24 protein-coding genes and 1 riboswitch are annotated in these 26,324 nt (G+C 72.2%); of the genes, 18 read left to right on the top strand and 6 right to left on the bottom strand.

The features are described 5' to 3' along the window. Positions 1-53: 53 nt before the first annotated feature. On the bottom strand, positions 54-2,462 hold the full coding sequence (locus tag ABR738_RS08040) for a chitinase C-terminal domain-containing protein (protein WP_350234479.1): 2,409 nt from the start codon (positions 2,460-2,462) through the stop codon (positions 54-56). A gap of 265 nt (positions 2,463-2,727) precedes the next feature. Next, a riboswitch (FMN riboswitch) is annotated at positions 2,728-2,858 on the top strand. Positions 2,859-3,022: 164 nt separating this feature from the next. Between ABR738_RS08040 and ribD the strand changes: the two genes are divergently transcribed. The 10 genes from ribD to ABR738_RS07990 all read left to right on the top strand — a co-directional run bounded on the left by ribD (position 3,023) and on the right by ABR738_RS07990 (position 11,603). Further along, on the top strand, positions 3,023-4,111 hold the full coding sequence (ribD, locus tag ABR738_RS08035; protein ID WP_350229283.1) for a bifunctional diaminohydroxyphosphoribosylaminopyrimidine deaminase/5-amino-6-(5-phosphoribosylamino)uracil reductase RibD: 1,089 nt from the start codon (positions 3,023-3,025) through the stop codon (positions 4,109-4,111). Between the two features lie 2 nt (positions 4,112-4,113). Beyond that, on the top strand, positions 4,114-4,722 hold the full coding sequence (locus ABR738_RS08030) for a riboflavin synthase (protein WP_350229282.1): 609 nt from the start codon (positions 4,114-4,116) through the stop codon (positions 4,720-4,722). 5 nt (positions 4,723-4,727) lie between these two features. Beyond that, positions 4,728-5,372 (top strand): nicotinamide mononucleotide transporter family protein, encoded by a 645-nt coding sequence (locus tag ABR738_RS08025; protein ID WP_350234477.1) that lies wholly within the window; start codon positions 4,728-4,730, stop codon positions 5,370-5,372. Beyond that, positions 5,369-6,667, top strand: a complete 1,299-nt coding sequence (locus tag ABR738_RS08020; protein WP_350229281.1) for a bifunctional 3,4-dihydroxy-2-butanone-4-phosphate synthase/GTP cyclohydrolase II — start codon at positions 5,369-5,371, stop codon at positions 6,665-6,667. Before ABR738_RS08025 ends, ABR738_RS08020 begins: the two co-directional genes overlap by 4 nt. A gap of 49 nt (positions 6,668-6,716) precedes the next feature. Next, positions 6,717-7,202: a 6,7-dimethyl-8-ribityllumazine synthase gene (ribH, locus tag ABR738_RS08015; protein WP_350229280.1), complete on the top strand. Its 486-nt coding sequence runs from the start codon at positions 6,717-6,719 to the stop codon at positions 7,200-7,202. Positions 7,203-7,237: 35 nt separating this feature from the next. Next, entirely contained in the window at positions 7,238-7,528 is a 291-nt protein-coding gene (locus ABR738_RS08010; protein WP_350229279.1) for a phosphoribosyl-ATP diphosphatase, read from the top strand. A 61-nt stretch (positions 7,529-7,589) separates the two neighbouring features. Beyond that, a complete protein-coding gene (gene hisG / locus ABR738_RS08005; RefSeq protein WP_350229278.1) occupies positions 7,590-8,447 on the top strand; it encodes an ATP phosphoribosyltransferase in 858 nt (285 codons plus the stop codon). 46 nt (positions 8,448-8,493) lie between these two features. After that, positions 8,494-8,973 (top strand): PH domain-containing protein, encoded by a 480-nt coding sequence (locus tag ABR738_RS08000; protein ID WP_350229277.1) that lies wholly within the window; start codon positions 8,494-8,496, stop codon positions 8,971-8,973. Positions 8,974-9,156: 183 nt separating this feature from the next. Then, entirely contained in the window at positions 9,157-10,494 is a 1,338-nt protein-coding gene (locus ABR738_RS07995; RefSeq protein WP_350229276.1) for a hemolysin family protein, read from the top strand. Next, on the top strand, positions 10,491-11,603 hold the full coding sequence (locus tag ABR738_RS07990) for a hemolysin family protein (protein ID WP_350229275.1): 1,113 nt from the start codon (positions 10,491-10,493) through the stop codon (positions 11,601-11,603). Before ABR738_RS07995 ends, ABR738_RS07990 begins: the two co-directional genes overlap by 4 nt. 3 nt (positions 11,604-11,606) lie before the next feature. On the opposite strand, the gene ABR738_RS07985 is transcribed toward ABR738_RS07990, so the two are convergent. Further along, complete coding sequence (locus tag ABR738_RS07985; protein WP_350229274.1) at positions 11,607-13,493, bottom strand: AAA family ATPase; 1,887 nt, start codon at positions 13,491-13,493, stop codon at positions 11,607-11,609. Positions 13,494-13,825: 332 nt separating this feature from the next. After that, positions 13,826-14,485 (bottom strand): uridine kinase family protein, encoded by a 660-nt coding sequence (locus ABR738_RS07980; RefSeq protein ID WP_350229273.1) that lies wholly within the window; start codon positions 14,483-14,485, stop codon positions 13,826-13,828. 291 nt (positions 14,486-14,776) lie between these two features. Between ABR738_RS07980 and ABR738_RS07975 the strand changes: the two genes are divergently transcribed. Together ABR738_RS07975 and ABR738_RS07970 are read left to right on the top strand one after the other, a co-directional pair. Continuing rightward, the gene (locus ABR738_RS07975; protein WP_350229272.1) at positions 14,777-16,162 is read left to right on the top strand and encodes a C39 family peptidase; all 1,386 of its coding nucleotides are present in this window, start codon (positions 14,777-14,779) and stop codon (positions 16,160-16,162) included. 118 nt (positions 16,163-16,280) lie between these two features. Next, the gene (locus ABR738_RS07970) at positions 16,281-16,445 is read left to right on the top strand and encodes an SCO1431 family membrane protein (protein WP_267054282.1); all 165 of its coding nucleotides are present in this window, start codon (positions 16,281-16,283) and stop codon (positions 16,443-16,445) included. A 16-nt stretch (positions 16,446-16,461) separates the two neighbouring features. On the opposite strand, the gene ABR738_RS07965 is transcribed toward ABR738_RS07970, so the two are convergent. Both ABR738_RS07965 and ABR738_RS07960 read right to left on the bottom strand, forming a co-directional pair. Next, positions 16,462-17,736 (bottom strand): DUF6114 domain-containing protein, encoded by a 1,275-nt coding sequence (locus ABR738_RS07965; RefSeq protein ID WP_350229271.1) that lies wholly within the window; start codon positions 17,734-17,736, stop codon positions 16,462-16,464. Further along, a complete protein-coding gene (locus ABR738_RS07960) occupies positions 17,727-18,341 on the bottom strand; it encodes a DUF6230 family protein (protein WP_350229270.1) in 615 nt (204 codons plus the stop codon). Before ABR738_RS07960 ends, ABR738_RS07965 begins: the two co-directional genes overlap by 10 nt. Before the next feature lie 119 nt (positions 18,342-18,460). Between ABR738_RS07960 and ABR738_RS07955 the strand changes: the two genes are divergently transcribed. From ABR738_RS07955 to ABR738_RS07940, 4 genes are all read left to right on the top strand, one after another. Beyond that, complete coding sequence (locus ABR738_RS07955) at positions 18,461-19,087, top strand: TetR/AcrR family transcriptional regulator (RefSeq protein WP_350229269.1); 627 nt, start codon at positions 18,461-18,463, stop codon at positions 19,085-19,087. A gap of 248 nt (positions 19,088-19,335) precedes the next feature. Next, positions 19,336-20,508, top strand: a complete 1,173-nt coding sequence (locus ABR738_RS07950; protein WP_350229268.1) for an acyl-CoA dehydrogenase family protein — start codon at positions 19,336-19,338, stop codon at positions 20,506-20,508. A 554-nt stretch (positions 20,509-21,062) separates the two neighbouring features. Continuing rightward, entirely contained in the window at positions 21,063-22,184 is a 1,122-nt protein-coding gene (locus ABR738_RS07945) for an Rv3169 family protein (RefSeq protein ID WP_350229267.1), read from the top strand. Between the two features lie 56 nt (positions 22,185-22,240). Further along, on the top strand, positions 22,241-23,335 hold the full coding sequence (locus ABR738_RS07940) for a phosphotransferase family protein (protein WP_350229266.1): 1,095 nt from the start codon (positions 22,241-22,243) through the stop codon (positions 23,333-23,335). A gap of 79 nt (positions 23,336-23,414) precedes the next feature. On the opposite strand, the gene ABR738_RS07935 is transcribed toward ABR738_RS07940, so the two are convergent. Continuing rightward, positions 23,415-23,837, bottom strand: coding sequence for a hypothetical protein (locus tag ABR738_RS07935; RefSeq protein ID WP_350229265.1), 423 nt, complete (start codon positions 23,835-23,837; stop codon positions 23,415-23,417). A gap of 203 nt (positions 23,838-24,040) precedes the next feature. Between ABR738_RS07935 and ABR738_RS07930 the strand changes: the two genes are divergently transcribed. Next, entirely contained in the window at positions 24,041-24,481 is a 441-nt protein-coding gene (locus tag ABR738_RS07930; RefSeq protein ID WP_350229264.1) for an Lrp/AsnC family transcriptional regulator, read from the top strand. Between the two features lie 10 nt (positions 24,482-24,491). Then, the gene (locus tag ABR738_RS07925; RefSeq protein ID WP_350229263.1) at positions 24,492-26,138 is read left to right on the top strand and encodes an amidohydrolase; all 1,647 of its coding nucleotides are present in this window, start codon (positions 24,492-24,494) and stop codon (positions 26,136-26,138) included. The last annotated feature ends 186 nt before the right edge of the window (positions 26,139-26,324 follow it).

Raw genomic sequence — 26,324 nt, 5'->3', positions numbered from 1 at the left:
GCGGCGGCCAAGGGCCGGGAGACCGCCGCCGGGCGTCTTCGGGAGGAGCCGGATCAGCAGGCGCCGAGATCCTGCCAGACCCCCCAGTCACCGGTAGTACCCGGTTCTTCGCCCTTGGTCCACCACTTGGACTTCCACGTGTGCGACTTGTACGCCACCGTCGTGCCGCCGCCGTAGGAGGTTCCCGCCGTCCACAGGGGCGCGGCGCAGGCGCCACCGGGGGCCGTCGGCGTCGGCGAAGGGCTCGTCGAACCGGAGGCGGTCGGTGTCGGCGTCGGCGTCGACGTCGGCGTCTGCGTGGGCGTCTGTGTGGGCGTCGCCGTCGGGGAGGGGGACGCCGGGCCCGGGTCGCTCACGACCGCCCCCCGGGTGTGGTCGCCGGTCAGCGCGTAGGTCCTGCCGCCGAAGGTCACCGTCCAGTTCGAGGGCGTGGAGACCGGCAGGTAGTACACGAAGTCCAGCGTGACCGACGCGCCCGGCGCCAGCGTCTGCCAGCTCGGCAGCTTCAGCGAGACGCGGTTGAAGTCGCCCTTGAGTCCGCCGATGTTGTTCGCGGCCGTGTGGCCGGCCCGCACGATCGCCGTGCCGAACCCGGACTGGTCCTTGGCGTTGGCCGGGGCGGAGGTGCCGTAGTCGAACTGGAACTCCGTGCCGCCCGGCAGCGTCGCCGCGGTGTTGTTGGTGATCGTCACCTTGGGGCTGATGGGGTAGTTGGAGTCGCCGAGCGGGAACTGCCCGAAGTCCACGCCGATGTCCAACGCCTGGGCGGGCAGGTCGACCGCGGAGCGCTTGTTGCCGTACGGGGTGGCCGACTTGAACTTGTCGTACATCTCGCTCGTCAGCGTGGAGCCCTGCTCGTACTGGCCCTTCGCCGCGTTCCATCCGTAGTCGCCCGCCAGCTCCCACACCATGGTGCCGCCGATGCCCTTGTCCACCACGTAGTCGGCCTTGGCGCCCACCGACTGCTCGTCCTCGGTGGAAAGGAACACCTTCTTCTGGTCGTTCCACAGCCAGGGCGCCACCAGCGTCGAGTCGTATTCGCGCACATAGGTGCCGGTCAGCTTGGTGGTGGCGGAGAAGCCGTACCTCGTGACGTAGTCGCCGACGATCCCCTTCTCCAGGTTCTTGGCGTGCCACATCGGGTTGGAGCCGGCCGGGGCCTCCTTGCCGTTCGCGTCCAGGTCGTGCCAGAGGTTGTCGATGCCGACCGCGCCGTCACCGCAGGTGGTCAGGCCCGCGCCGGCCGGGCAGGCGGTCGAGGGCGCCTTGCCCCACAGCCCGTTGGTGCCGCCCTGTACGTTCTCGAAGCCACGGGTGTAGTACGGCAGACCCATGTTGATGCGGCCGGCCGGCATCGAGCCGCGGAAGTAGTGGTAGGCCCAGTCGGCGTTGAGGTAGCCGATCCCGCCGTACTGCGAGGTCGAGTACACCCCGGCGGCCGCGAGTTCCGCGTCCTTGCCGTCGTCGAAGAGGGAGGCGTTGGGGCCGACGTACTGGTTCCAGGCGCCGTGCAGGTCGTAGGACATGATGTTGACGTAGTCCAGGTACTGCTGGACCTGGAACGTCTCCATGCCGCGCAGCAGATAGCCCGAGGACGGCGCGGCCACCGAGAGCAGATAGTGCCTGCCGTCGGCCGCCCCCGCGCGGTCGAGTTTTTCGCGCAGCGACTTCATCAGGGCCGCATAGCCCTTGACCAGGCCCGCCCTGCGGGCGTTGGAGATGGTCAGGTCCAGCGGGTTGCCCGCGTCCTTCATCGTGGTGGGGTACTCGTAGTCGATGTCGACGCCGTTGAAGCCGTACTTCTTGATGAAGGCGACCGCCGAGTCGGCGAAGGTGTCGACGCCGGCCTGGTTGACGGAGCCGTCCGCGTTGGTGGCCATGGCGTAGAAGCCGCCGGAGTCCACGCGCTTGCCGTCGTCACCGAAGTAGCCGCCGGTCTCGGCCCAACCGCCCACGGAGATCAGGGTTTTGACGTCGTGCTGCTTCTTGAACTTGTTGAGCAGGTTGAAATGGCCCTTGTAGGGGAGCGAGGGGTCCATCTCCGCGCCCGCGACGCCCGGCCAGGTCATGCCGGTCGCGGCGTTCTTCTCGCTGTCGCTCCCGACGGAGATCTTGTTGTCGGCGCCGACGTGCGCGAAGGCGTAGTTGATGTGGGTCACCTTGTCCCACGGGATGTCGGATGCGAGATAGGCGGGCGTCCCGTCCTGGCCGGTGCGCCAGCCGGTGAAGTAGCCGATGACGCGGCGCTGGTGGTCGGCGCCCATCTTCTCGCGGCCCGCGGTGTCGTACACCGAGCAGTACGGGACGTCGACGCCCGGGGTCTTGTACAGGCCGTCGGGACGACAGGCCTCGTTGTCGACGGCGGCCTGCGAGACGCCGGTGGACAGCGAGCCGAACAGCAGCCCCGCGACCACGGTGGCGGTCGTGAGCAGCGCGGCCCGTCTGCGGGTGGGGGAGAGCACGAGCGGTTCCTCCTGGGAGGTGGGGCGGAACACGGCGAACAGGGCGGTGGTCGTGCGTGGCCCCGGCGTGCGCACACCGGCGGCCCTCTCCTCGGAGGTGACGCAGAGATTAAAAGGACTAGACCAGTGCGTCAATAGGTATGGACCAAAGGCGGGGTGGCCCGGCGGGCCAGGGCCCCGGCGCACGGTGATCTGTGAGCCAGGCCACATCGCCTCACCCGCATGGCCTCCGGGAGGTCGTGGCACACTGGCCCTGTACCAGCAGCAGCGCACTCCGGGGTCGGTGTAATTCCGAACCGGCGGTTATAGTCCGCGACCCGTCCGCATCCAGCGGCCGGTTGATCAGGTGAAATTCCTGGACCGACGGTGAAAGTCCGGATGGGAGGCAGTGCGCGGCGGGCGGACCGTTCCACGGTCACGCCGGCCGTCTGTTACCGGTCGCCGTTCACGGCACCGGTCTCCATTCGGCCGTGGCGTGAGCTGTGCGCGACGGCTCTTTCCCGCTCTCTGTCGTCATCGACAGGCCCCGGAGTCCGTGCCCCCAGAGGCAGGAGGACCCGGTGGCCACCGCAGCCGACGCAGACGCCATGCGCCGAGCCATTGAGCTCGCAGCGCGCGGACTCGGCTCCACCAGCCCCAACCCCGTCGTCGGGTGCGTCATCACCGACACCTCGGGCGCCGTCGTGGGCGAGGGCTACCACCAGCGCGCCGGCGGCCCGCACGCCGAGGTCCACGCGCTGCGGGACGCGGGCGAGCAGGCCCGTGGCGGCACCGCGTACGTCACCCTGGAACCCTGCAACCACACCGGCCGCACCGGCCCCTGCGCCCAGGCGCTGCGCGCCGCCGGTGTCGCCCGCGTCCACTACGCCGTCGCCGACCCCACCCCGCAGGCGACCGGGGGAGCGGACACCCTGCGCGCGGCCGGCATCGAGGCCGAGCAGGGGCTGCTGAGCGAGGAGGCCGAGGCGGGCAACGCCGCCTGGCTCACCTCCGTGCGCCTCGGCCGTCCGTATGTCACCTGGAAGTACGCGGCCACGCTCGACGGCCGGATCGCCGCTGCCGACGGCACCAGCCGCTGGATCACCTCCGCCGAGGCCCGCGCCGATGTCCACCGGCTGCGCGCCGAGTGCGACGCGGTCCTGGTCGGCTCGGGCACCGCCCGCGCCGACGACCCGCACCTCGCCGTCCGGGGCGCGGCGGGAGCGACCCAGCCCCTGCGCGTGGTGGTCGACACCAACGCCACCGCCGTCAAGCCCGGCGCCCGCGTCCTCGACGACGCGGCGCCCACGCTGATCGCGGTCGCGCGGGACGCCGACGCCGCCCACCTGCCCCAGGGCGCGCTCGTCCGCCTGCCGCGCGCCGCCACCGGCCTCGACATCCCGGCGCTGCTGGGGGACCTTCACGGCCGGGGCGTGCGCTCCGTACTGCTGGAGGGCGGTCCCACCCTGGCCGGCGCCTTCGTCGCCGCGGGCGCCGTCGACCGCGTCATCGGCTATCTCGCCCCCGCCCTGCTGGGAGCCGGTCCCACCGCGCTCGCGGGAGCGGGCATCACCACCATCACCGAGGCGTTGCGGCTCACCGTCACCGAGGCCGTGCGCCTCGGTCCGGACCTGCGCGTCACCGCCACCCCACTCGCCAAGGAGCGCTGAACGTGTTCACCGGAATCGTCGAAGAGCTGGGCGAGGTCGCCGCCATCGAGACGCTGGGCGACGCCTCCCGCTTCCGCCTGCGCGGCTCCCAGGTCACCGAGGGCGCGAAGCACGGCGACTCGATCGCCGTCAACGGCGTGTGTCTGACGGTCGTGGTGTCCGGCGACGGCGAGTTCACCGCCGATGTGATGGACGAGACGCTGAAGCGCTCCAGCCTCGGCGCCCTCCAGGTGGGCTCCCGGGTCAACCTGGAGCGGCCCATGGCCGTCGGCGGCCGGCTCGGCGGGCACATCGTGCAGGGCCACGTGGACGGCACCGGCACGGTGCTCGCCCGCACCCCCTCGGAGAACTGGGAGATCGTCAAGATCGCCCTGCCCGACGACCTGTCCCGGTACGTCGTGGAGAAGGGCTCCATCACCGTGGACGGCGTCAGCCTCACGGTCGTGGAGGCCGCCGCCGACTACTTCACCATCAGCCTCATCCCGACCACCCTCGCCCTGACCACGCTCGGCATCAAGCAGCCCGGCGACCCGGTCAACCTGGAGGTCGACGTCATCGCCAAGTACGTCGAGCGGCTGCTCGGCGCGGGCCACGGGGGGAACCGCAAGTGAGCGCAGTGAACTGGCTGAACGGCGAGGCCTTCACCCTCTTCGGGCAGCACATCAAATGGTCCGACATGACCGGCAACACGATCGGTCTCATCGCGCTCGCGCTCGGCTGGCGCCGCTCGATCTGGACCTGGCCCGCGCAGTTCGTCTCGGGCCTGATCCTGTTCGTGGCGTTCGCCGCCGGGCACCTGTCCGGCAGCGCGGGCAAGCAGGTCGTGGTGATGGTCGTGGCGACCGGCGGCTGGCTCGCCTGGACCCGGGGCAGGCAGCGGGCGCAGGACGGCTCCATCGCGGTACGGTTCGCCACCTGGCGCGAGCGGGCCGTCCTGCTGGGCGGCGCCGCGCTCGGCACGGTCGCCGTCGCGGGCCTCTTCACCGCCTACCCCGCTCTCTCCTGGGACCCGTGGCCCGACGCCTACGTCTTCGTCGGCACGATCGCCGCCATGTACGCCCAGGCCCGCGGCATGGTCGAGTTCTGGTTCGCCTGGCTCCTGGTCGACCTGGTCGGGGTCCCCCTCAACTTCGCCAACGGATACGCCTTCTCCGGCTTCGTCTACGTCATTTACGGCGCGCTCGTCCTGTGGGGCATGCGCGACTGGTGGCTGCGCTCGCGCACGAGCGTCAAGCCCGCCCTGGAAGGAGCGACGGCATGACCACGCACGCACCCACCTTGCACCCGGGCGAGCACCGCGAGGAGTTCTCCCTCGACCCCGTCGAGCAGGCCATCCGCGACATCGCGGCGGGCCGGCCCGTGGTCGTCGTGGACGACGAGGACCGCGAGAACGAGGGCGACCTCGTGGTCGCCGCCGAGAAGGCGACCCCCGAGATCGTCGCGTTCATGATGAGCGAATGCCGGGGCCTGATCTGCGCGCCCATGGAGGGCGACGACCTCGACCGGCTCGGCCTGCCGCAGATGGTCGAGCAGAACACCGAGTCGATGAAGACCGCCTTCACCGTGTCCGTCGACGCGAGCGCGGCGCACGGCGTGAGCACCGGCATCTCCGCCGCCGACCGCGCCACCACCCTGCGCCTGCTCGCCGACGGCCGTTCCGCCACCGACGACTTCGTCCGCCCGGGCCACGTCTTCCCGCTGCGCGCCAGGCCCGGCGGTGTGCTCGCGCGGGGCGGCCACACCGAGGCCGCGGTCGACCTCGCCCGGCTCGCGGGGCTCGCCCCGGCCGGCGCCATCGTCGAGATCGCGGGCGAGGACGGCGTCATGCTGCGCCTGCCCGAGCTCATCCCCTTCGCCCGCAAGCACGGCCTGACGATCATCTCGATCGAGGACCTGATCGCCTACCGGCGCTCCGCCGAGCCCACCGTGCGGCGCGAGGCCGAGGTCCATCTGCCCACCGCCACCGGCGAGTTCACCGCGTACGGCTACCGCTCCACCGTCGACGGCGTCGAGCACGTGGCCCTGGTGCACGGCGACATCGGCGACGGCCAGGACGTCCTGGTGCGGGTCCACTCCGAGTGCCTGACCGGCGACATCTTCCACTCGCTGCGCTGCGACTGCGGCCCCCAGCTCCAGACGTCCATGGAGCGCGTCACCGAGGCCGGCCGGGGCGTCGTGGTCTATCTGCGCGGCCACGAGGGGCGCGGCATCGGCCTGCTGTCCAAGCTGCGGGCCTACGAACTGCAAGAGCGCGGCCGCGACACCCTGGACGCCAACCTGGAGCTCGGCCTGCCCGCCGACGCCCGCGACTACGCCGCAGGCGCCCAGATCCTGACCGACCTCGGCGTGCGCAGCCTGCGGCTCATGACCAACAACCCTGACAAGATCACCGCGTTGACGCGGCACGGTCTGACGGTGTCGGGCCGGGAGGCCATGCCCGTCACGGCCGGCGAGCACAACCTGCGCTACCTGCGCACCAAGCGGGACCGCATGGGCCACGACCTGCCCTGGCTGGACGGCGCCCCGGCGCCGATGTCGGCCTGCGGCAACCAGTAGCCAGGACCCAAGACAGCACCAGCACACCGAAACACCTCAAGGAGAGCACGTGAGTGGCAAGGGCGCACCCGAACTGTCCGTACGCAACTGCGGGGACCTCCGTGTCGCCGTGATCGCGGCGCAGTGGCACGAGAAGGTGATGGACGGACTCGTCGACGGCGCCCTGCGCGCGCTGCACGAGCTCGGCATCGACGAGCCGACCCTGCTGCGCGTCCCGGGCAGCTTCGAACTCCCGGTCGTGGCGAAGGTCCTCGCGGGGCGCGGTTACGATGCCATCGTCGCGCTCGGTGTCGTCATCAGGGGCGGCACCCCGCACTTCGAGTACGTGTGCCAGGGTGTCACCAACGGCCTCACCCAGGTCACCGTGGACACCGGCGTACCCGTCGGATTCGGCGTGCTGACCTGCGACACCGAGGAGCAGGCCCTGGACCGGGCGGGCCTCGAAGGGTCGAACGAGGACAAGGGGCACGAAGCGGTCACCGCCGCCGTCGCCACCGCGACCACGCTGCGCACGGTCAGCGAACCCTGGCGCTGAGCGACCGCAACCCACCCCTTACCCTAAGAAGCATCATGGCGAACAAACCCTCCGAACCCTCCAAGACGTTTGAAGAGCTCTTCACCGAGCTCCAGCTCAAGGCCGCCACCGGCGACCCGGCCACCTCCCGCACCGCCGAGCTGGTGGACAAGGGCGTGCATGCCATCGGCAAGAAGGTCGTCGAGGAGGCCGCCGAAGTCTGGATGGCCGCCGAGCACGAGGGCAAGGAAGCCGCCGCCGAGGAGATCTCGCAGCTGCTGTACCACGTCCAGGTGATGATGGTCGCGCGCGGGATCTCCCTCGAGGACGTCTACGCCCACCTCTGAGCAACCCGAGCCCGGCACACCGCCCGCACCACACCTCCGCACACACAAGGAAGCTGACCTCATGCTGCGCATCGCCGTCCCCAACAAGGGTTCACTGTCCGGACCTGCGTCGGCGATGCTCCATGAGGCCGGCTACCGGATGCGCAAGGAGTCCAAGGAACTCGTCACCGTCGACCCCGTCAACGAGGTCGAGTTCTTCTACCTGCGCCCCAAGGACATCGCGATCTACGTGTCCGCCGGCAAGCTCGACATCGGCATCACCGGCGAGGACCTGCTGATCGACTCCGGCGCCGACGCCGAGGTCATCCTGCCGCTCGGCTTCGCCCGCTCCACCTTCCGCTTCGCCGCCAAGCCCGGCACCGTCACCTCCCTCCAGGACCTCGCGGGCAGGACGATCGCCACCTCCTACGAGGGCATCGTCGCCAAGCACCTGGCCGAAGCCGGTGTCGACGCCTCCGTGGTGCACCTCGACGGCGCCGTGGAGACGGCGATCGAGCTGGGCGTCGCCCAGGCCATCGCCGACGTCGTGGAGACCGGCACCTCGCTGCGCAACGCGGGCCTCGAGGTCTTCGGCGAGCCGATCATGAAGTCCGAGGCGGCCGTCATCCGCCGCACGGGCGCGGGCGCGGACGGCGCGACGCAGCTGAAGGTCGAGCAGTTCCTGCGCCGCCTCCAGGGCGTCCTGGTGGCCCGCAGCTACGTGATGATGGACTACGACTGCCGCGCCGAGCACCTGGAGCGCGCCGTCGCGCTCACCCCGGGCCTGGAATCGCCCACGATCTCCCCGCTGCACAACGAGGGCTGGGTCGCCGTCCGCTCGATGGTCCCGGCCAAGGACTCCCAGCGGGTCATGGACGACCTGTACCAGCTGGGCGCCCGCGCGATCCTCACCACCGCCATCCACGCCTGCCGCCTCTGACCCGGCGCCGAAGGCGACGACCACAGCGACGAAAGCGAACGACACCGTGTCCGCCCCCGCGCCCCAACCGCCCGCCCTGCCGGTCACGTTCAGGCCGACCGTCACCCGGGCGGTCCTCCTCACCAGCGCGGCCGCGATGTTCATCGCCATGACGGTGATGTCGCTGCTCCTTGAGACCCTGAGCGGGGGCGAGCGCGGCAGCTTCATCCTGATGGCCGCCCTGTTCGCCGGGGTGCTCGTGCTGCTCAGCCGCCCCAAGGTCGTCGCCGACGACCACGGCGTCACCGTGGTCAATCTCACCGGCACGCGCCGTCTGGCCTGGCCCGAGATCCTGCGCGTGAACCTCCGCCAGGGCGACCCCTGGGTCTTCCTCGACCTCAGCGACGGCACCAGCCTGCCCGCCCTCGGCATCCAGCCCGCGAGCGGCAGGGCGCGGGCCATCCGTGACGCCAGGGCGCTGCGCGCACTCGCCGAGAGCCACGGCACGCCCTCCGATTCACCCGGCACGGCTCACGACAACGGCTGAGCCCGCTGCCCCACCCGGCTCCCTCTTGATTACCCTGATGTCGGCGGCGCCGAGCGCGCCCCGCCCCGCACACAGGCCCGCACCACCGGCCGCGGGGCACCTGCGACCCGAGGAGTGACTCCCTCCAGCAATGGACGGATCGTCCGGTAGTACCTGCGCCGCCCCCTCCCAGGAGGCGGCGGCATGACCATCTCACTCGTGCTGCTCAGCGCGGCATTCCTTCTCATCCTCGCCAACGGCTTCTTCGTCGCGGCCGAATTCGGTCTGATCACCGTCGACCGGCCGGACGCCGAACGCGCCGCCGCCGAGGGCGACCGCAGGGCGGCCGCCGTGGTGCGCGCCCTGCGCGAGCTGTCCTTCCAGCTCTCGGGCACCCAGCTCGGCATCACGATCACCTCGCTCGTCGTCGGCATGCTCGCCGAGCCCGCGCTCGCCGGCCTGCTCGACGGGCCGATCGGCGCCACCGGCCTGCCCGAGCGCGCCGCATCCGGCATCAGCGTCGTGCTCGGCATGCTGCTGGCCGCCGCCGTGCAAATGGTGATCGGCGAGCTCGTACCGAAGAACTGGGCGGTCTCCAAGCCGCTCCAGGTGGCCCGCTTCGTGGCCGGGCCGCAGGACCGCTTCTCGCGCCTGTTCCGGCCGGTCATCGCGCTGCTCAACACCGTCGCCAACCGGCTGGTGCGGGCGCTCGGGGTGGAGCCCGCCGACGAGCTGGCCTCGGCCCGCACCCCCGGCGAACTGGTCTCCCTCGTCAAGCACTCGGCCCAGGCCGGCGCCCTGGAACAGGACACCGCCGACCTCTTCGTACGGACTCTCTCGCTCGGCCACCTCACCGCCGAGAACGTGATGACCCCGCGCGTCAAGGTCAGCGCCCTTCAGACCACCGCGACCGCCGCCGACGTCCTGAACCTCACCCGCGCCACCGGCCTCTCCCGCTTTCCCGTCTACCGGGAGCGGATCGACGAGGTCGTCGGCATGGTGCACCTCAAGGACGCCCTCGCGGTGCGGCCGCAGGAGCGGCTGCGCACCGCGGTCGGCCTGATCGCGGTGGCGCCGCTGCTCGTCCCACAGACACTGCCCGTGCAGCAGCTCCTTGGGCGCCTGCGCAGCGAGCAGCCGATAGCCGTCGTCGTCGACGAGTACGGCGGCACGGCCGGCGTCGTCACCCTGGAGGACATCGTCGAAGAGCTCGTCGGCGAGGTCCGTGACGAGCACGACGGCGTGGACGCCGGCCGGCCCGAACTCGCCATGGTGGCGGGCGAGGACGGCAGGCCCGCCTGGGAGGCCGACGGCAGCTGCCGCGTCCTGCACCTGGGCCGGATCGGCCTGGACGCGCCCGAGGGACCGTACGAGACCGTCGCGGGGCTCGTCGCCGATCTGCTCGGCCGCATCCCGGTCCCCGGCGACCGGGTCGAGCTGCCGGGCTGGCGGATCCAGGTCCGCCAGGTCGAGCGCTACCGCGCCGAGCGGGTGCGCTTCGTGCGCGCCGCCGAGGCGCCCGTGGCGGAGGCGGCCCGATGAGCGTGCTCCAGCTTCTGTTCGCGCTGCTTCTCGTGCTGGCCAACGGCTTCTTCGTCGGCGCCGAGTTCGCCCTCGTCTCCGTACGCCGCAGCCAGATCGAACCGCTCGCCGCCTCGTCCGCGCGGGCCCGCCAGGTGCTGCACGGCCTGGAGAACCTGCCGCAGATGATGGCCGCCGCCCAATTCGGCATCACCGTCTGCTCGTTGACGCTCGGCGCGGTCGCCGAGCCGACCGTGGCCCGGCTCCTGGAGCCCGTCTTCCACGCGATCGGGCTCCCCGACGGCCTGGTCCATCCGCTCGGCTACGTCATCGCGCTCGCGCTGGTGGTGTCGCTGCACCTGGTCATCGGCGAGATGGTGCCGAAGAACCTGGCGATGGCGGCGCCCGAGCGGACCGCGCTCTGGTTCAGCCCGGGCCTGGTGGCCTTCGCCCGGATGTGCAGGCCGGTGACCGTGGCGCTTGGCGCCTGCGCGCGCCTGATCCTGCGCCTGTTCCGGGTCGAGCCCAAGGACGAGGTGGAGGCCGTCTACACCAGCGTTCAGCTCGGCCGCCTCGTGGAGGACTCCGGCCAGGCCGGCCTCCTGGAGCCCGAGGCGCAGGAACGCCTGGAGGACGCCCTGGAGCTGGGCAGCCGCCCGGTGACGGACGTCATGCTCGACCGGTCGTCGCTGGTCACGGTCGGCTGCGCGGTGACGCCGAGGGAACTGGAGGAGCTGACGGTGCGCACCGGGTTCTCCCGCTTCCCGGTGTGCGCCGAGGGCGGCGCCTTTATGGGGTTCCTGCACGTCAAGGACGTACTCGACGTGGAGGAGCGGGAGCGTGCGGTGCCCCAGCAGCTGTGGCGCCCGCTCGCCACGCTCCGGGCGGAACTGCCCCTGGACGACGCGCTCACCGTGATGCGGCGCGCGGCGGCCCACCTCGCCCAGGTCACCGACGGATCCGGGCGGGTGCTCGGCCTCGTCGCCCTGGAGGACATGCTGGAAATGCTGGTGGGTGAGGTCCGTGACCCCGCGCATCGCGAGGAGCCCGCTCCGCTGACCCGGCTCGCCGAGCCGCGTGGCGAACAGGCGCAGCAGGCGCTGGCGGGCTGGCGGGCTCTGGCGGGCTGACGGTTAAAGGGGATCCTGCGGGTCGCGGCGGACGGGGCCGCGGCCCGACAGGACCTCTCCGTAGGCCTGCATCAGATCGGGCAGCCGCAGCGTGGACAGATCGTCCCTGGTCGGGGTCGAGGGATACATCGAGAGCCGCAAGTCCCGGTAGGCGCAGCTCTTCTCGTACAGGGTGCGCAGGAAGCGGCCGTTGCCGAGCTCGTCGATCCAGCCCTGATCGACGACGTGCCCGCTGATGGAGCGCAGCTCCTCAAGGGCCTCCTCGTCCCACGCGTCGCCGTTCTCGCCGGCCAGCACCTCACCGATCGAGGTCAGTTCGAGGGGGCGGTAGGAGGGGAAGTCGACGCGGGTGGTGAAGCGGGAGGACAGGCCCGGGTTGGCGGCCAGCAGCCGGTCCATGCCCTCGGGGTATCCGGCCAGGATGACCACCAGGTGGTCCCGGTTGTCCTCGGCGCGCTTGAGGAGCACCTGAAGGGCCTCGTCGCCGTAGGCGTCGCCCTTGCTGTAGCCGGAGTTGGAGAGCGAGTACGCCTCGTCGACGAAGAGCACGCCGCCGAGCGCCGAGTCGATGAGATCGTTCGCCTTGACGGCCGTCTGGCCCAGGAACTCGCCCACCAGGTCGGCCCGTTGGGCCTCCACTAGGTGATCGCCGCCGAGCAGCCCGAGCGCGTAGAAGACCCGGCCCAGGATGCGGGCCACGGTGGTCTTGCCGGTGCCGGAGGGGCCCGAGAAGACGAAGTGACGTTTGGGCGGCTGGACCGGTAAGCCCTGACTGGCCCGGAGCCGGGCCATGTTGAGCTGCGCGGAGAGCGCTTTGACCTGGCGCTTGACCGGTTCGAGTCCGACCATGCGCTCCAGCTCGGCCAGCGCCTCGGCGAGCAGCACGGCGTCGGTGGGGCCGGCCGGGAAGCGCGGGGGCCCCGGCTGCGCGGGGACGCCCGGCTTGTCCCGTACGCCGTCGAGGGCCGCGCCGGCCGGCGACGGCGGCTCCCCGGCCAGTCTCAGCTCGCGCCCCTCTGGCGGCGGGTCGAACCCGACGGCGGACTCCGCCTCCGCCTCCACGGTGTCGCCGAAACCCGACAGGGCGACGGCGGCGAGGTCGGGGGAGTCGTCGGAGCCGTCGAACCCGTCGTTCTCGGTGATCGCGGTGAGCCGGGCCGCGGTGTCCATGAACGCCGGGTCCACGCGGTGGACCGCCCGGTACAGAGGCAGGGCGGCGGCGGAGCGGCCGGTGCCCTCGTGGGCACGGGCCAGCCAGTAGCGCAGCTCCTTGCGCTGGGGCTGTTCGCTGCGGCAGCGCATCAGGGCCGCCGAGAGCAGCGGTTCGGCCTGGCCGAACATGTCCAGGCGCACCCGGGCCATGCCGCCGAACAGGCCGGCTTCGATGCCGAGCAGCGGATCGTCCACCAACGGCTCGGTGTGGCGCACCAGTTGTTCCCAGTCCTTGACCAGATAGGCGCGGCAGGCGTGCAGGAAGCGGACCTGGGGATCGGTGTCCACGGGCGGCAGGCCGGCCAGGGCCCGGTCGAGCTCGGGGACATGACGTCCGTCGAGCCAGTGCGAGGCGTGGGCGAGCAGCAGATCACGGGGGCTCTCCAGGACCGGCTGGACCCACCAGCCCAGCCAGTACCAGGAGTTGAGGGTCCTGCGGTGTCCCGTGCGCTGTTCGCCGAAACGTTCGCGGTGGCGATACATCCGCAGCAGCGCGGTGGTCGTGTCCACGCGCAGGGCGTGCAGGCCGAGCCAGCCGTCCGCCATCGAGGGGTCGAGCCGCACCGCCGTGCGGAACTCCTCCTCGGCCTGCGGATACGCGCCCATGGTGTACGCGTCCACACCGCGCAGCCAGGCGAGATCGGCCGGGGCGTGCGCGCCCGTAGTGCCGAAGTCCATCACGTCCCCCACACCGTGCCCCGTGCTGAACCGCCAATTCGCCCAAGGGAATTGGCGGGAGTTGACCGCACCGAGGGCATCGTACCCGCGGGGAGGCCCGCTGCCGTAGAGGGCGCGGAGGGGGCATTGACGGTGACCCAGGGTGAGCGAAACGCGCTGTCGCATGGCGCGGAAGGGGCCAAAGGGACAGAACGAAGCCCCCGATCACGGGGGAACAACCGGGGGCTTCGTGTCCGCGGCGACTTCGAAAAGCCGCACAATGAGAACGTAAGACCTGTATGGCCCCCGGGTCAAGCAGAGTTGAGGTACTGAGTGGGCTGTTTTGCGCCTGTTCAGCAAGGTGGGGTGAGGCCGTCACGCTGGGTGAGCGAATGAGGCGTGTGTCGTGTCGCACCGGGCCCCGTGAGCCACTCGTAACTCTTGGGTCCCTTGGTTCCCTGCCGTACCAGCGCGTCCGCGAAGGGGCGCGAGGGGTCGTCCGCGAAGTGGCGCGTCTCCGCCCGCGTCCAGGCGTCCCAGAAGGCGGAGAGCGCCGCCCCGTCGCGGCGCCGGCCCCGCGCCCAGGAGGCTTCCGGGTCGAGGTCCATCCACACCAGCAGGGCGAGCGAGGGCCGCAGCGCGCGCCGGCCGGCTCCCACGCCCTCGATCAGGACCACGGGCGCGGCCTCCAGGGTGCGCGCGTGCGTGAAGCGCCGCAGATGCCAGTCGTACGGTTCGTACCGGGCACTCTCACTCCGCGCGAAGGGGGCCAGGACCTGTTCCCGCAGCCGTCCGGTCCAGCCGAAGAACTCCTCATGGGTGGCCAGGTCGTCCAGGCGCAGCACCGGCGCCCCGCCCAGCTCCTGGGCGAGCAGTCCCGCGAAGGTGGACTTGCCCGAGCCCGCGTGCCCGTCCACCGCGACCAGCCGCACGGGCCCGCAGGAGGGCGCCAACCGGCTGACGTGGGCGGCCAGTTCGGGCAGCGCGGTGGGGGAGTGCGGTGTGCTGTTCATGTGTCCTGCCTGCGGGGGGTCGGGGCACGGGGTGGGTCCCGGCGGCGTTGTCGACCGTACCGGGTGCGCCACGCGGGGGAGCGCGGGCGGGCGGTGTCGCCCGGGGCCGCGCGGGAGCGGCGGGGCCCGCTCGGGGGTGGCGGGGCCCGTCCGGGTCGTGCCAGTGGTCGAGACCCATATTGGACGCGGGACGCGTGCCGAAGCGCTGGCAGAAAACCGCCTCGACCCGGGATAGTGGCCCCGCTGTCGTGCGTTCGCCACCCCTTCCGTAACCGACCGGGGGTCCTCATCATGACCAGCTCAACCCCGCGCAGAACCGTCCTCGCCGCTGCCGTCGCCCTCGCCGCCGGGGCGGTCGTCACCGCGTCCGGCGGCCCGGCTGCCGCGTCCGGCGGCCCCGAAGCCGCCCCCGGCGTGGCACCTCGACCGAGACAGGGCCCGCACCTCGTGGACAACCAGGCCTGGACCTCGCCCGCCCAGTGGCGCTCGGGCGCCGCGCACGGCGTGCGCGTCGTGGAGGGCCGCCGCCCCGGCATCGTCATCGGCCGCCCCGCCGGAACCACCGACTACACCGACCCGCACACCCACAAGAGCGCCACCTGGGAGTACGCCGTCTGGACCTCCCCGCTGCACCTCTCCACCGTCCCGGCCACCGAAGCCGTCGCGCACTGGAACGCGCACACCCCCGCCGGCACCTGGCTCCAGGTCGAACTGCTCGGCACCTACAGCGACGGGAGCGCGACCCCCGCGTACGTCATGGGCCGCTGGACGGCGGGCGACGGCGAGGCGGACATCCGGCGCACCTCCCTCGACGGCCAGGGCGACGGCAGGAGCTCCATCTCCACCGACACCTTCGCGATCGACACCCCGGCCACCGGCCTGCGCCTGGCCGCCTACCGGCTGCGGGTCACCCTCCACCGCCCGCCCGGCAGCCGGCTCACGCCGACCGTGTGGCGGCTCGGCGCGATGGCATCCGATGTCCCCGACCGGTTCACGGTGGACGCTTCGACGCCCACCTACGCGGGCGAGCTGGAGGTGCCCAGCTACTCGCAGGAGATCCACAAGGGCCAGTACCCGCAGTACGACAATGGCGGCGAGGCCTGGTGCAGCCCCACCTCCTCGCAGATGATCATCGAGTACTGGGGTCGCCGGCCGAGCCCGGCCGACCTCGCCTGGGTCGATCCCTCCTACGCCGACCCCCAGGTCCCCCAGGCCGCCCGGGGCACGTACGACTACCAGTACCAGGGCTGCGGCAACTGGCCCTTCAACGCCGCCTACGCCGCCACCTACCGCGACCTGAACGCGGTGGTGACCCGGCTGGGCTCCCTGAACGACGTGGAGCGGCTGGTCCGCGCGGGCATCCCCGCCATAACGTCCCAGTCCTTCCTGGCCGGCGAGCTGACCGGAGCGGGCTACGGCACCTCGGGGCACCTGATGGCGGTGACCGGCTTCACCGAGGACGGCGACGTGATCGCGCACGACCCGGCCGCGCCCGACGACGCCGCCGTGCGCCGCGTCTACCGGCGGCGCGAATTCGAGAACGTATGGCTGCGCACCAAGCGCCACAACGCCAGTGGGAACGTGGCGTCCGGCACAGGCGGTGTCTGCTACCTGTACTGGCCGACGGACCCCACGCCCGGACAGCGCACGGCTCTTGCGTCCGCCGGCATCCGCTGAGCCGGGCCCGGCGCCCCGGGGCCGTGATGAACGTCTCTACCCCCGGGGCCCGGTCCGCTGGCACTGTGGAACGGTCACCGGGGGGACCGCGCACCACCACAGGACCGAGTGAGTTCTCATGACCCTGCCTGCCACCACGCTCGACGACCCCCGCGCCCTGGCCGAGCTCCGGGCCCGCACCGGCGGCCCCAAGGACACCGGGCCCAAGATCCTTGAGCACGTCCTCGGCTGGACCCTCGTGGTCGTCATCGCGATGCTCGTCACGCAGGCGGGGCTGCTGTAGTCACGGGCCCGCCCTCTTACGACGCCCCCAGGGTCAGGCCGTCCGCGACGATCGAGTCCGAGGTGACCAGCGCCTGCTCGGCGCTCACCCGGGTCATGAAGACGAACGGCGGGACGACCGGCGGCACCGGAAGGGTGCTGGGGTCGAACGTGAGGCAGAGCAGGCCCTCCAGACAGCCGCTGAACTTGCTGAGGTAGAGCGTCACCCGGCCGCTGAGGTCCAACGAGCTTGCTCCCAGGGCGAGTTCGCCGTGCCCGTCGTGGGTGGTGAGGCGGTAGTCGGTGAGCGAGGCCGATGTCATCCTGAGGACCATGACCTTCAGCGGGCCGCGCGCGGTGGGCACGGTCGTCACTCCGGCGAGCAGGAAACCGTGCGGTGAGAACCGGGCCGTGGTGACCGTGGGCGGCACGGCGGGCGCGATGACGGGCCCGTCCTGACCGGGTCGCCGCACGGACCGCTCCCGCCGGAGTTGCCGTAGGGCGGCGTCCTGTGCGGCGCTGTCTTGCGCGGCGGCGTCCTGTGCGGCGCTGTCTTGCGCGGCGGTGTTCCGGACGGCGGTGTCCCGTACGGCGCTCTCCTGTACGACGGCGTCCCGTGCGGCGCTGCCCTGCCCGGGCTGCCCCATGGCGCCGCCCTGCCGAGGCTGCTCGACGGGGTGGCCGCCGAGCGTCAGGAGCAGGGCCACCGGCAGGGCGGCGGCGAGCGTGCGCTGGGTGCGCGGCGAGTTGCGCCGGGTGCGCGGATTCGTTCCGCGCCGCGTCGGGGCGGTCTCCTTCTTCGGCGTCCAGCCGAACCCCATCGCACTGCCCGCGATGCCGAGCGCCATCCCGGCCAGGAATCCGCCAAGGTTGGTGGCCGCGAAGGAGAGCACCGACAGGATCAGGGCGTTGATCGACACGTAGTGGCGGGTGTGCGGCAGCAGCCACAGGAAGAGACCGGCGACGACGAGCGCGATCCCGATGCCGATGGCGGCGATGCCGCCGAGCCCGAGGCTGAGCAGGATGGTCAGCGGTGCCAGCGGCACCAGCAGCAGTTCGAGGCCGCCGAGTACGAGCAGGAGCCCCGCCCAGAACGGCCGCGTCCGCCGCCAGGCCCGCAGTGCCGCGCGTGCCTCGACGAGGGGCAGCCGCTCGTCGAGCCACCGCCGGCGCGCCCGGCCGCCCACCGGCGCGTACGCCTGCTCGTCGTGCGGTGTCAGGCCCGGCTGCCCGCCGGAGCGGCGAAACCGGGGCAGGCCCCGGGGCAGGCCCCAAGCCAGGCGCCGAGCCAGGCCCCGGCGCCTCAGAAGCACTTCTTGCCGCCGAGGCTCACATCGACCCTCATCCCCTTCAGGCGGAAGTTGCCGCCGGTCGCCGACCAGGCATGCGACCTCACGCCGTCCACCTCGATGTCACCGGCCTGAAGGCCGAACTTGCCCGCCTCGCCCTGAACTCCCTTGACCGCGTCCAGAGTTGAGGCGTCGCGTCCGATCTCGGCGGTGCCGAACCGGGCGTCGCCCACCAGGTCCTCGCCGTCGATGACGAGATTGCTGGCCGTCACCTCGCCCGCGTCGCCGCCCGCCGTGAGTTTGAAGACCACCGTGCCGAGCGGAGTGCCCACCTCGGCGGACTGGCAGATGTCGCTGAGCTTCGCGTCGCCGATGCCGAGCAGCGCCACCGGGTGGCCCTTGCCGTCGACGGACTTGTCGGTCCCCACGAACGAGGAGAGCCCCGAACTTGTCAGCTTCCCCGACGCGACCTGGAAGCTGGTCCCGGAGACCGCGAACGACGCGGCCAGCGCGCCCTCGGCCATCGCCCCCGCCATGATCCCGACCGCGAGGACTGCGGGCAGGGCGACGGCGGCGGTCTTCCTCCACGCGGTCCTGCCCTCGGCCAACGGCCTTGTGGCTGCGCTCACTTGGTCCTCCCGTACGATCCGGCTGACGCTCGAAAGCTCGAAAAGGCGGTGCAGGGGGGTGCGCGCGCAGGTCTGCCATACTGCGGGCATCCTGCGGCAGTTGGAGACTAGGGCCGAATTTGAATAATAGTCAACAGGGCGGAACGACCGAGCGATCCCAGGCGCGCCGCTCCGAACTCATCGCGACGGGGCGGAAGTTGTTCGCCGACACCTCCTACGACGCGCTGTCGATGGACGACATCGCCAAACATGCGGGCGTCGCCAAGGGCTTGATCTACTACTACTTCAAGTCCAAACGGGGCTACTACCTGGCCATCGTCGAGGACTCCGTCGCCGACCTGGTGTCGCGCGCGGGCAGCGACACCGACCTGGCCCCCGCCGAACGCGCGCACCGAACCGTCGACGGCTATCTGCGCTACGCCGAGCACCACCAGGCGGCGTACCGGACCATCGTCACCGGTGGCGTCGGCTTCGACACCCAGGTGCAGGCGATCCGAGACGCGGTGCGCGAGGAGCTGATCGCCACCATCGCGGAGGGCGCCTACGGCACCCGGCAGATACCGGCGCTCGCCCGGCTCGCACTGCTCGGCTGGCTCGGCAGCGTGGAGAGCGTCACCCTGGACTGGCTCACCGCCCTCGACCCGCCCCGCGACACCGTGCGCGAGCTCCTGGTACGCCTGCTGCGGCGCACCCTGGACACCATCGAGGACTTCGAACCGTCCTGTCCTGCGCCCGATCCGTCCTGAGGACGGAGCCGGGGGTGGGAGCGCACGGTTTCAGGGGGCCGACGGCGCGTGCGGACCGGTGGAAATCGTGATCTTGGAGCCAGTGACGGGACGCGCCCGATCGGGCATACTCACAGCGCCACGGCCGCCCGCCCGCTACTTCCGAGACCCGGAAGGGAAGGTAGGGGCCGTAGAGCAGAGTCACCGGCGGCGCCGCCTCACCCTGCGCGCGCGTCCGCCGCAGCGCCCGACAGGGAGGAGAGCGCGCCATGCCCGACCGTGCCCCGCAGCCGGTGGAACGACAGCTGCCCACCGAAGAGGCCCGGGACCTTGTCACGCTCGTGCGCGACATCGTCCAGCGGGAGATCGCGCCGGGGGCCGCCGAGCAGGAGGACGCCGGCCGCTTCCCTCGCGAGATCTTCACCTTGCTCTCCGAGTCAGGACTGCTCGGCCTTCCCTACGACTCCGAGTTCGGCGGCGGAGACCAGCCCTACGAGGTCTACCTCCAGGTGCTGGAAGAGCTCGCGTCGGCCCGGCTCACCGTCGGCCTCGGCGTGAGCGTCCACTCGCTCGCCTGCCACGCGCTGGCCGGCTACGGCACCAAGGAGCAGCAGTCCGAGCACCTGCCCGCGATGCTCGGCGGCGGGCTGCTAGGCGCGTACTGCCTCTCCGAGCCGGCCTCGGGCTCGGACGCCGCCTCGCTGCGCACCAAGGCGGTGCGGGAGGGCTCCGACTGGGTCATCACCGGCACCAAGGCCTGGATCACCCACGGTGGGATCGCCGACTTCTACACCGTCCTGGCCCGCACCGGCGGCGACGGCGCCCGGGGCATCACGGCGTTCCTGGTCCCCGGCGACGCACAAGGGCTCTCGCCCGCCGCGCCCGAGAAGAAGATGGGCATGAAGGGCTCGCCCACCGCCCAGCTCCACTTCGACGGCGTACGGGTCACCGACGCGCGCCGCATCGGCGAGGAGGGCCAGGGTTTCGCGATCGCGCTCTCCGCGCTGGACTCCGGGCGGCTCGGCATCGCGGCCTGCGCGATCGGCGTCGCCCAGGCCGCGCTCGACGAAGCGCTCGCCTATGCCACCGGGCGACGGCAGTTCGGGCGGCCCATCGCCGACTTCCAGGGCCTGCGCTTCATGCTCGCGGACATGGCGACCCAGATCGAGGCGGGCCGCGCGCTCTACCTCGCGGCGGCGCGGTTGCGGGATGCCGGGCGGCCCTTCTCGCGCCAGGCCGCGATGGCCAAGCTGTTCTGCACGGATGCGGCGATGAAGGTCACGACGGACGCGGTCCAGGTCCTTGGGGGGTATGGGTACACGGCCGACTTCCCGGTCGAGCGGTTCATGCGGGAGGCGAAGGTGTTGCAGATCGTGGAGGGCACGAATCAGATTCAGCGCATGGTTGTCGCGCGCCACCTCGCGGGTCCGGAGACCCGCTGACCCGTCTCCGCTCAGCGGCCCCGGTCCGGCCCCGATCCGGCCTGCCCGGTCGGCCCGTCCCGGTTGACCCGTCCCGGTCGACCCGGGTCCGTCTTCGGGCCGGCGTGGTTCGGCCGTCGCCCGGGTCGCCCGGGGGCCGGGTCCCTTCCTGCGCGTGGGGGTCCGGCCCCCCTTTTTTGGCCCCTCCCCGCCCCTTCCCTAAACCCTCCGGGGGTGGGTGGGAATGTGCGGGGCTGTGGGTGGCTGGGCGCGCAGTTCCCCGCGCCCCTTGCGCAGTTCCCTGCGCCCCTTGCGCAGTTCCCTGCGCCCCTTGCGGGGTGGGGTGGTCGGGTGGGTGGGAATGTGCGGGGCTGTGGGTGGCTTGGCGCGCAGTTCCCCGCGCCCCTTGCGCAGTTCCCCGCGGCCCTTGCGGGGTGGGGCCGGTCGTGGGCAACGTGTGGGGCTGTGGGTGGCTGGGTGTGCCGTTCCGCGCGGCCCTTGCGGGGGTGGGTGGTATGGCGGGGTGGCGGGGGCTGTCGTACCGTCAGGTTTCTTCTGGCGTACGGAGGTTGCTGATGGCTCAGGATCGGCCCATCCCTCTCGACGAGTACCCCGTTCATCAGGCCCCGCTCTCGATGGCGCACGTCGTCACCGGTGATCGCAACGCCTACGACCGCTGCATCTTCCACGTCTTCGACCACCAGGGCCGCGCCTTGCTCATCGTGGGGCTCGGGGTCTACCCCAACACCGGGGTCATCGACGCCTACGCCACCCTGCGCGTGGGGGACCGGCTGCACGCGGTCAGGGCGTCCGACGCCCTCACCGACGACCGCATGAACCTGAGCGTCGGCCCGCTGCGGATCACCGTGGACACCCCGTTGCGCCGTCTCGCCCTGCACTGCGCACCCGATCCCGGCGACCCCGATTCACTCGCCTACGACATCGCCTGGACCGCGGACTTCCCCGCGTTGTGGGAGCCCCACCACGTGCAGCGCAAGGGCGGCCGCCTCACCCTCGAAGGGCGGCGGTTCGTGCAGGCGGGCCACTGCGCCGGCGTGATCCGCGTCGGCGGCCAGGAGATACCCGTCACGGCGCGGGGATGGACCGGGACCCGCGACCGCAGCTGGGGGGTGCGGCCGATCCCCGGCGAGGAGGCCGGGCGGGGCGACGAGTACCGGCCCGAGGGGTTCCACTGGCTCTGGGCGCCGGTCCGCTTCGACGACCGGTTCGTCATGGTCGTCGTCCAGGAGGACGCCGACGGCTACCGCACCCTCAACGACGCCGTGCTCGTGCGCGAGGGCCACCCCGACACCCAACTCGGCTGGCCCCGGGCCGACATCACCTACCGGCCCGGCACCCGCCACCCCGAGCGCGCGGTCGTCCACCTCGCCGGCCCGTCCGGCAAGCCCCTCGAACTCGGCGTGGAAATCCTTGCCTCATCGCCCCTCGCCGTCGGCGCCGGCTACCCGCCCGCCGACGGCTGGCAGCACGGCACCTGGCAGGGGCGCGGCTGGACGGACCGCCAGGTCTACGACCTCAGCGACCCGGCCGCCCACCCGATGGCCGCGTACGGCGTGAGCGACCACGCCGCCCGCTTCACCCTCGACGGGCGCACCGGACACGGCATCTTCGAGCACGGCAGCTTCGGCCGCCACGACCCCAGCGGCTTCGCCGACCACACCTCGGTCGCGCCCTGAGCGCCCGGCGCCCCCTGAATGCCCGTGACGCGCCCACCCGCGAAGGGAGCACCCCCATGGCCACCGCGCCCCGCCCCCGCACCTCCACCCGCGACCCCGAGGACGTGGGACGCCGCCTCGCCACCTGGCTCGGTGCCCGGCTGCCCGGCGCCCGGGTCACCGGCATCCGGGTGCCGTCCTCCAACGGCATGTCGAGCGAGACCCTGCTCTTCGACATCGAGCACCCGGACACCCCGGTGCGCGCCTGCGCCCTGCGGCTCGCCGCCGACCTGGACGCGTACACCGTCTTCCCCGTGTACGACATGGCCCGCCAGTACCGCGTCATGCGTCTGGTCGCCGAGCACACCGACATACCGGTGCCCCGTGTGCGCTGGCTGGAGGAGGACCCGGCGCCGCTCGGCGCGCCGTTCTTCGTGATGGACCGCGTGGCGGGAAGGGTGCCGCCGGACGTCATGCCCTATACGTACGAGGGCAATTGGCTGCACGCGGCCACCGAAGACGAACGGGCCCGCCTCCAGGAGGGCACCCTGTCCGTGCTCGCGCGCCTGCACGGTCAATTCCCGGCTCGGGAGGCCGAGTTCCTGCTGGCGGAGGGCGAGGGCTCGCCGCTGCGCCGCCATGTGGAAGCCCAACGGGAGTACTACGCCTGGGTGGTTGACGGCCTGCCGCGCTCACCGCTCATCGAGGCGGCGTTCGACTGGCTCGACGCGCACTGGCCGAAGGACGAGGGCCCCGCGGTCCTCAGCTGGGGTGACGCCCGCATCGGCAACATCATCTACGACGGGTTCACGCCGGCGGCCGTCCTCGACTGGGAAATGGCCGCCTGTGGACCGCGCGAACTCGACCTCGGCTGGCTCGTCTATCTCCACCGCTTCTTCCAGGATCTCACGGTGAGTTTCGGCCAACCGGGCCTGCCGGACCTCCTGCGGCGCGACGACGTCGAGCGGCGGTACGCCGAACTGACCGGCCACACCCCGCGTGCCATGGAGTTCCACACTCTCTACGCCGCCCTGCGGCACGCGGTGGTCATGCTGCGCATCGCGCACCGGCAACTGCGCTTCGGCGAGACCGAGCCGCCCGACGACCCGGACGCGCTGATCCTGCACCGGGACAGCCTCGCGGCCATGGTGGCGGGGGCGTACTGGACGTGAGCGGCCGTCGGCCGGGCGCCCCCCAGTGGCGTCCGGTCGCCGGCGCGGCGCGGTGTGTCCGCGCGGATCCCGCGTGCGCTCAGGCGGCGCGGCGCATCTGCGGCACCCGCACCGGACGCGAGCCCGGGCCGCCGACGTGCGAGAACGGCTGGGTGCGCCAGTCGAGCTCGCTCGGCAGGGTGAGCAGCAGCGCCGTGTCCTGTTCCTGGACTTCCAGCGAGGCGTCGGCCGCCTCCGCCTGCCCGGCCGGCCGCCCGGTCCCCGCGCACACGGTCAGCACGAACGGGTTCCACGGGCTCGGGCACAGCGCGTGCTCGGGCAGGACGTCCTCGTCGGCGAGCAGCGCGATCGGCTGCGCGCAGTCCGGGCAGAGCACCCGGTACATCTCGAAGGTGTCGTAGGCGTCGAGCGAGTCGTCCTCGTCGAAAAATTCGGCGATATCGACGGGCTCCGGTTCGCCACGTTCACGTTCCGCACGTCCGGTGCGCTTGGGATTCTGCATTGGGACACTCCCCCTCGGGTGGGCCGGCATTGCGCCGCGGCCGCGACCAAAACAAGCACTTCCCGCCGGGCCGCGGCGATAACCGCGCACCTCCCGACGAGCCGTCGGCAAACCTGTGGTGTTGGTCACATGCCGCCCGCAGATGCCCTTTCGGGCCCTCTCCGGCTGTGCCGGACCCGACCCGGGGCCATAGGTTGAGCGGCATGGAGGAGCTGGACCGTCAGATCGTGGATCTGCTCGTCAAGGACGGGCGGATGAGCTACACCGACCTGGGCAAGGCCACCGGCCTGTCCACATCGGCGGTGCACCAGCGGGTACGCCGTCTCGAACAGCGCGGCGTCATCCGTGGATACGCCGCCGTCGTGGACCCCGAGGCGGTGGGCCTGCCGCTGACCGCGTTCATCTCGGTCAAGCCCTTCGACCCCAGCGCCCCCGACGACATCGCGGAGCGCCTCGCGGACGTGCCGGAGCTGGAGGCCTGCCACAGCGTGGCCGGTGACGAGAACTACATCCTCAAGGTCCGGGTGGCCACCCCGCTGGCCCTTGAGCACCTGCTGACCCGCATCCGCACCCAGGCGGGCGTCTCGACGCGTACGACCGTCGTCCTGTCCACCCCGTACGAGGCACGGCCGCCGCATATCTAGGCTGTCCTCCATGAGTTCCGCGAGTTCCGCCCCCGAAGCAACCGCCCACCGCACCGTCCTGCTGCGCGGTGGCGACGTGCACAGCCCCGCCGACCCCTTCGCCACCGCGATGGTCGTCGAACGCGGGCACGTCGCCTGGGTCGGTTCGGAAGGCGCCGCCGACGCGTTCGCCGGCGGGGTGGACGAGATCGTGGACCTCGAAGGCGCTCTGGTCACCCCCGCGTTCACCGACGCGCATGTGCACACCACCGCCACCGGTCTCGCCCTGACCGGGCTCGACCTCTCCTCGGCCCGTACGCTCGCCGAGGCCCTGGACGCGGTGCGCGCCCACGCCGCCGCCCGCCCCGGGGACCGGGTGCTGCTCGGCGGCGGCTGGGACGCGGCGCGCTGGCCCGAGCGGCGCCACCCCTCGCGCGCGGAGCTGGACGCGGCCACCGGCGGCCGCCCGCTCTACCTGCCCCGCGTCGACGTCCACTCCGCCGTGGTCACCACCGCCCTGCTGGACCTCGTCCCGGGCGTCCGTGGCCTGGCCGGATACCGGGACGGCGAGCCGCTGGACGGCGCCGCGCACCACGCGGTGCGGGCCGCGGCGCACGGGGCCATCACACCGGGCCAGCGCGCCGAGGCGCAGCGCGCCGCGCTGCGGCACGCCGCCTCGCTCGGCATCGGCTCCCTCCACGAGTGCGGCGGGCCCGAGATCTCCGACGAGGACGACTTCACCTCGCTGCTCGCCCTGTCCCGCGAGGAGCCGGGGCCCCGGGTCTTCGGATACTGGGCCGAGCGCGTCGCGGGCGCCAAGGACGCCGACCGCATCCGCGAACTCGGCGCGGTCGGCGCGGCCGGGGACCTCTTCGTGGACGGCTCCCTCGGTTCCCACACCGCCTGCCTGCACGCCCCCTACGCCGACGCCCCGGGCACCGGCGCCGTCCATCTGGACGCCGCCGACGTGGCAGCCCATGTGGCCGCGTGCACCGAGGCCGGGATCCAGGCCGGCTTCCACGCCATCGGCGACGCCGCGCTCAGCGCCGTCGTCGAGGGCGTACGGGCCGCGGCCGAGCGGGTGGGGCTCGCTCGCGTCCGCGCCGCCCGGCACCGGGTGGAGCACGCGGAGATGATGACCCCCGCCACCATCGCGGCCTTCGCGGAGTTCGGCCTCACCGCCTCCGTGCAGCCGGTCTTCGACGCGCTGTGGGGCGGCGACGAGGGCATGTACGCCGAACGGCTCGGCGTCGAGCGGGCCCGCACCCTCAATCCGTACGCCGCCCTGCTGCGCGCGGGCGTGCCGCTGGCGTTCGGCTCCGACGCGCCGGTCACCCCGCTCGGCCCGTGGGAGAGCGTCCGGGCCGCCGCCTTCCACCGCACCCTGGAGCACCGCGTCTCGGCCCGGGCCGCCTTCACCGCCCACACCAGGGGCGGCTGGCGCGCGCTCGGCCGGGACGACGCGGGCACCCTGGTGCCGGGCGCCCCCGCCGACTACGCGGTCTGGCGCACGGAGGAGCTGGTGGTGCAGGCCCCCGACGACCGGGTGGCCCGCTGGTCCACCGACCCCCGCTCGGGCACCCCGGGCCTGCCCGACCTCACTCCCGGCGCCGCGCTGCCCGTCCCCCTGCGGACAGTGGTGTTCGGACAAACGGTATTCGCGCGTCCGAACGAGTGACATGGGGACATTTCGCACCGTCGGCGCAGCGCCGTCACGGCATCGCCACGACCTGCGGATCTTCGGCACTGACCTGGTCGTTTGAGGAAACGTCGCAGCTCAAACGGCTGTTGACAGAACGCGCCCGGGGGCCGGTAGGTTCGGCCGAGTCCACCACAGGACGTCCGACCGGTTAAGCCTCCACGC

This window comes from Streptomyces sp. Edi4 (genome assembly GCF_040253615.1).
Lineage (GTDB): Bacteria > Actinomycetota > Actinomycetes > Streptomycetales > Streptomycetaceae > Streptomyces.
This window is presented reverse-complemented; position numbering and strand designations above follow the sequence as displayed.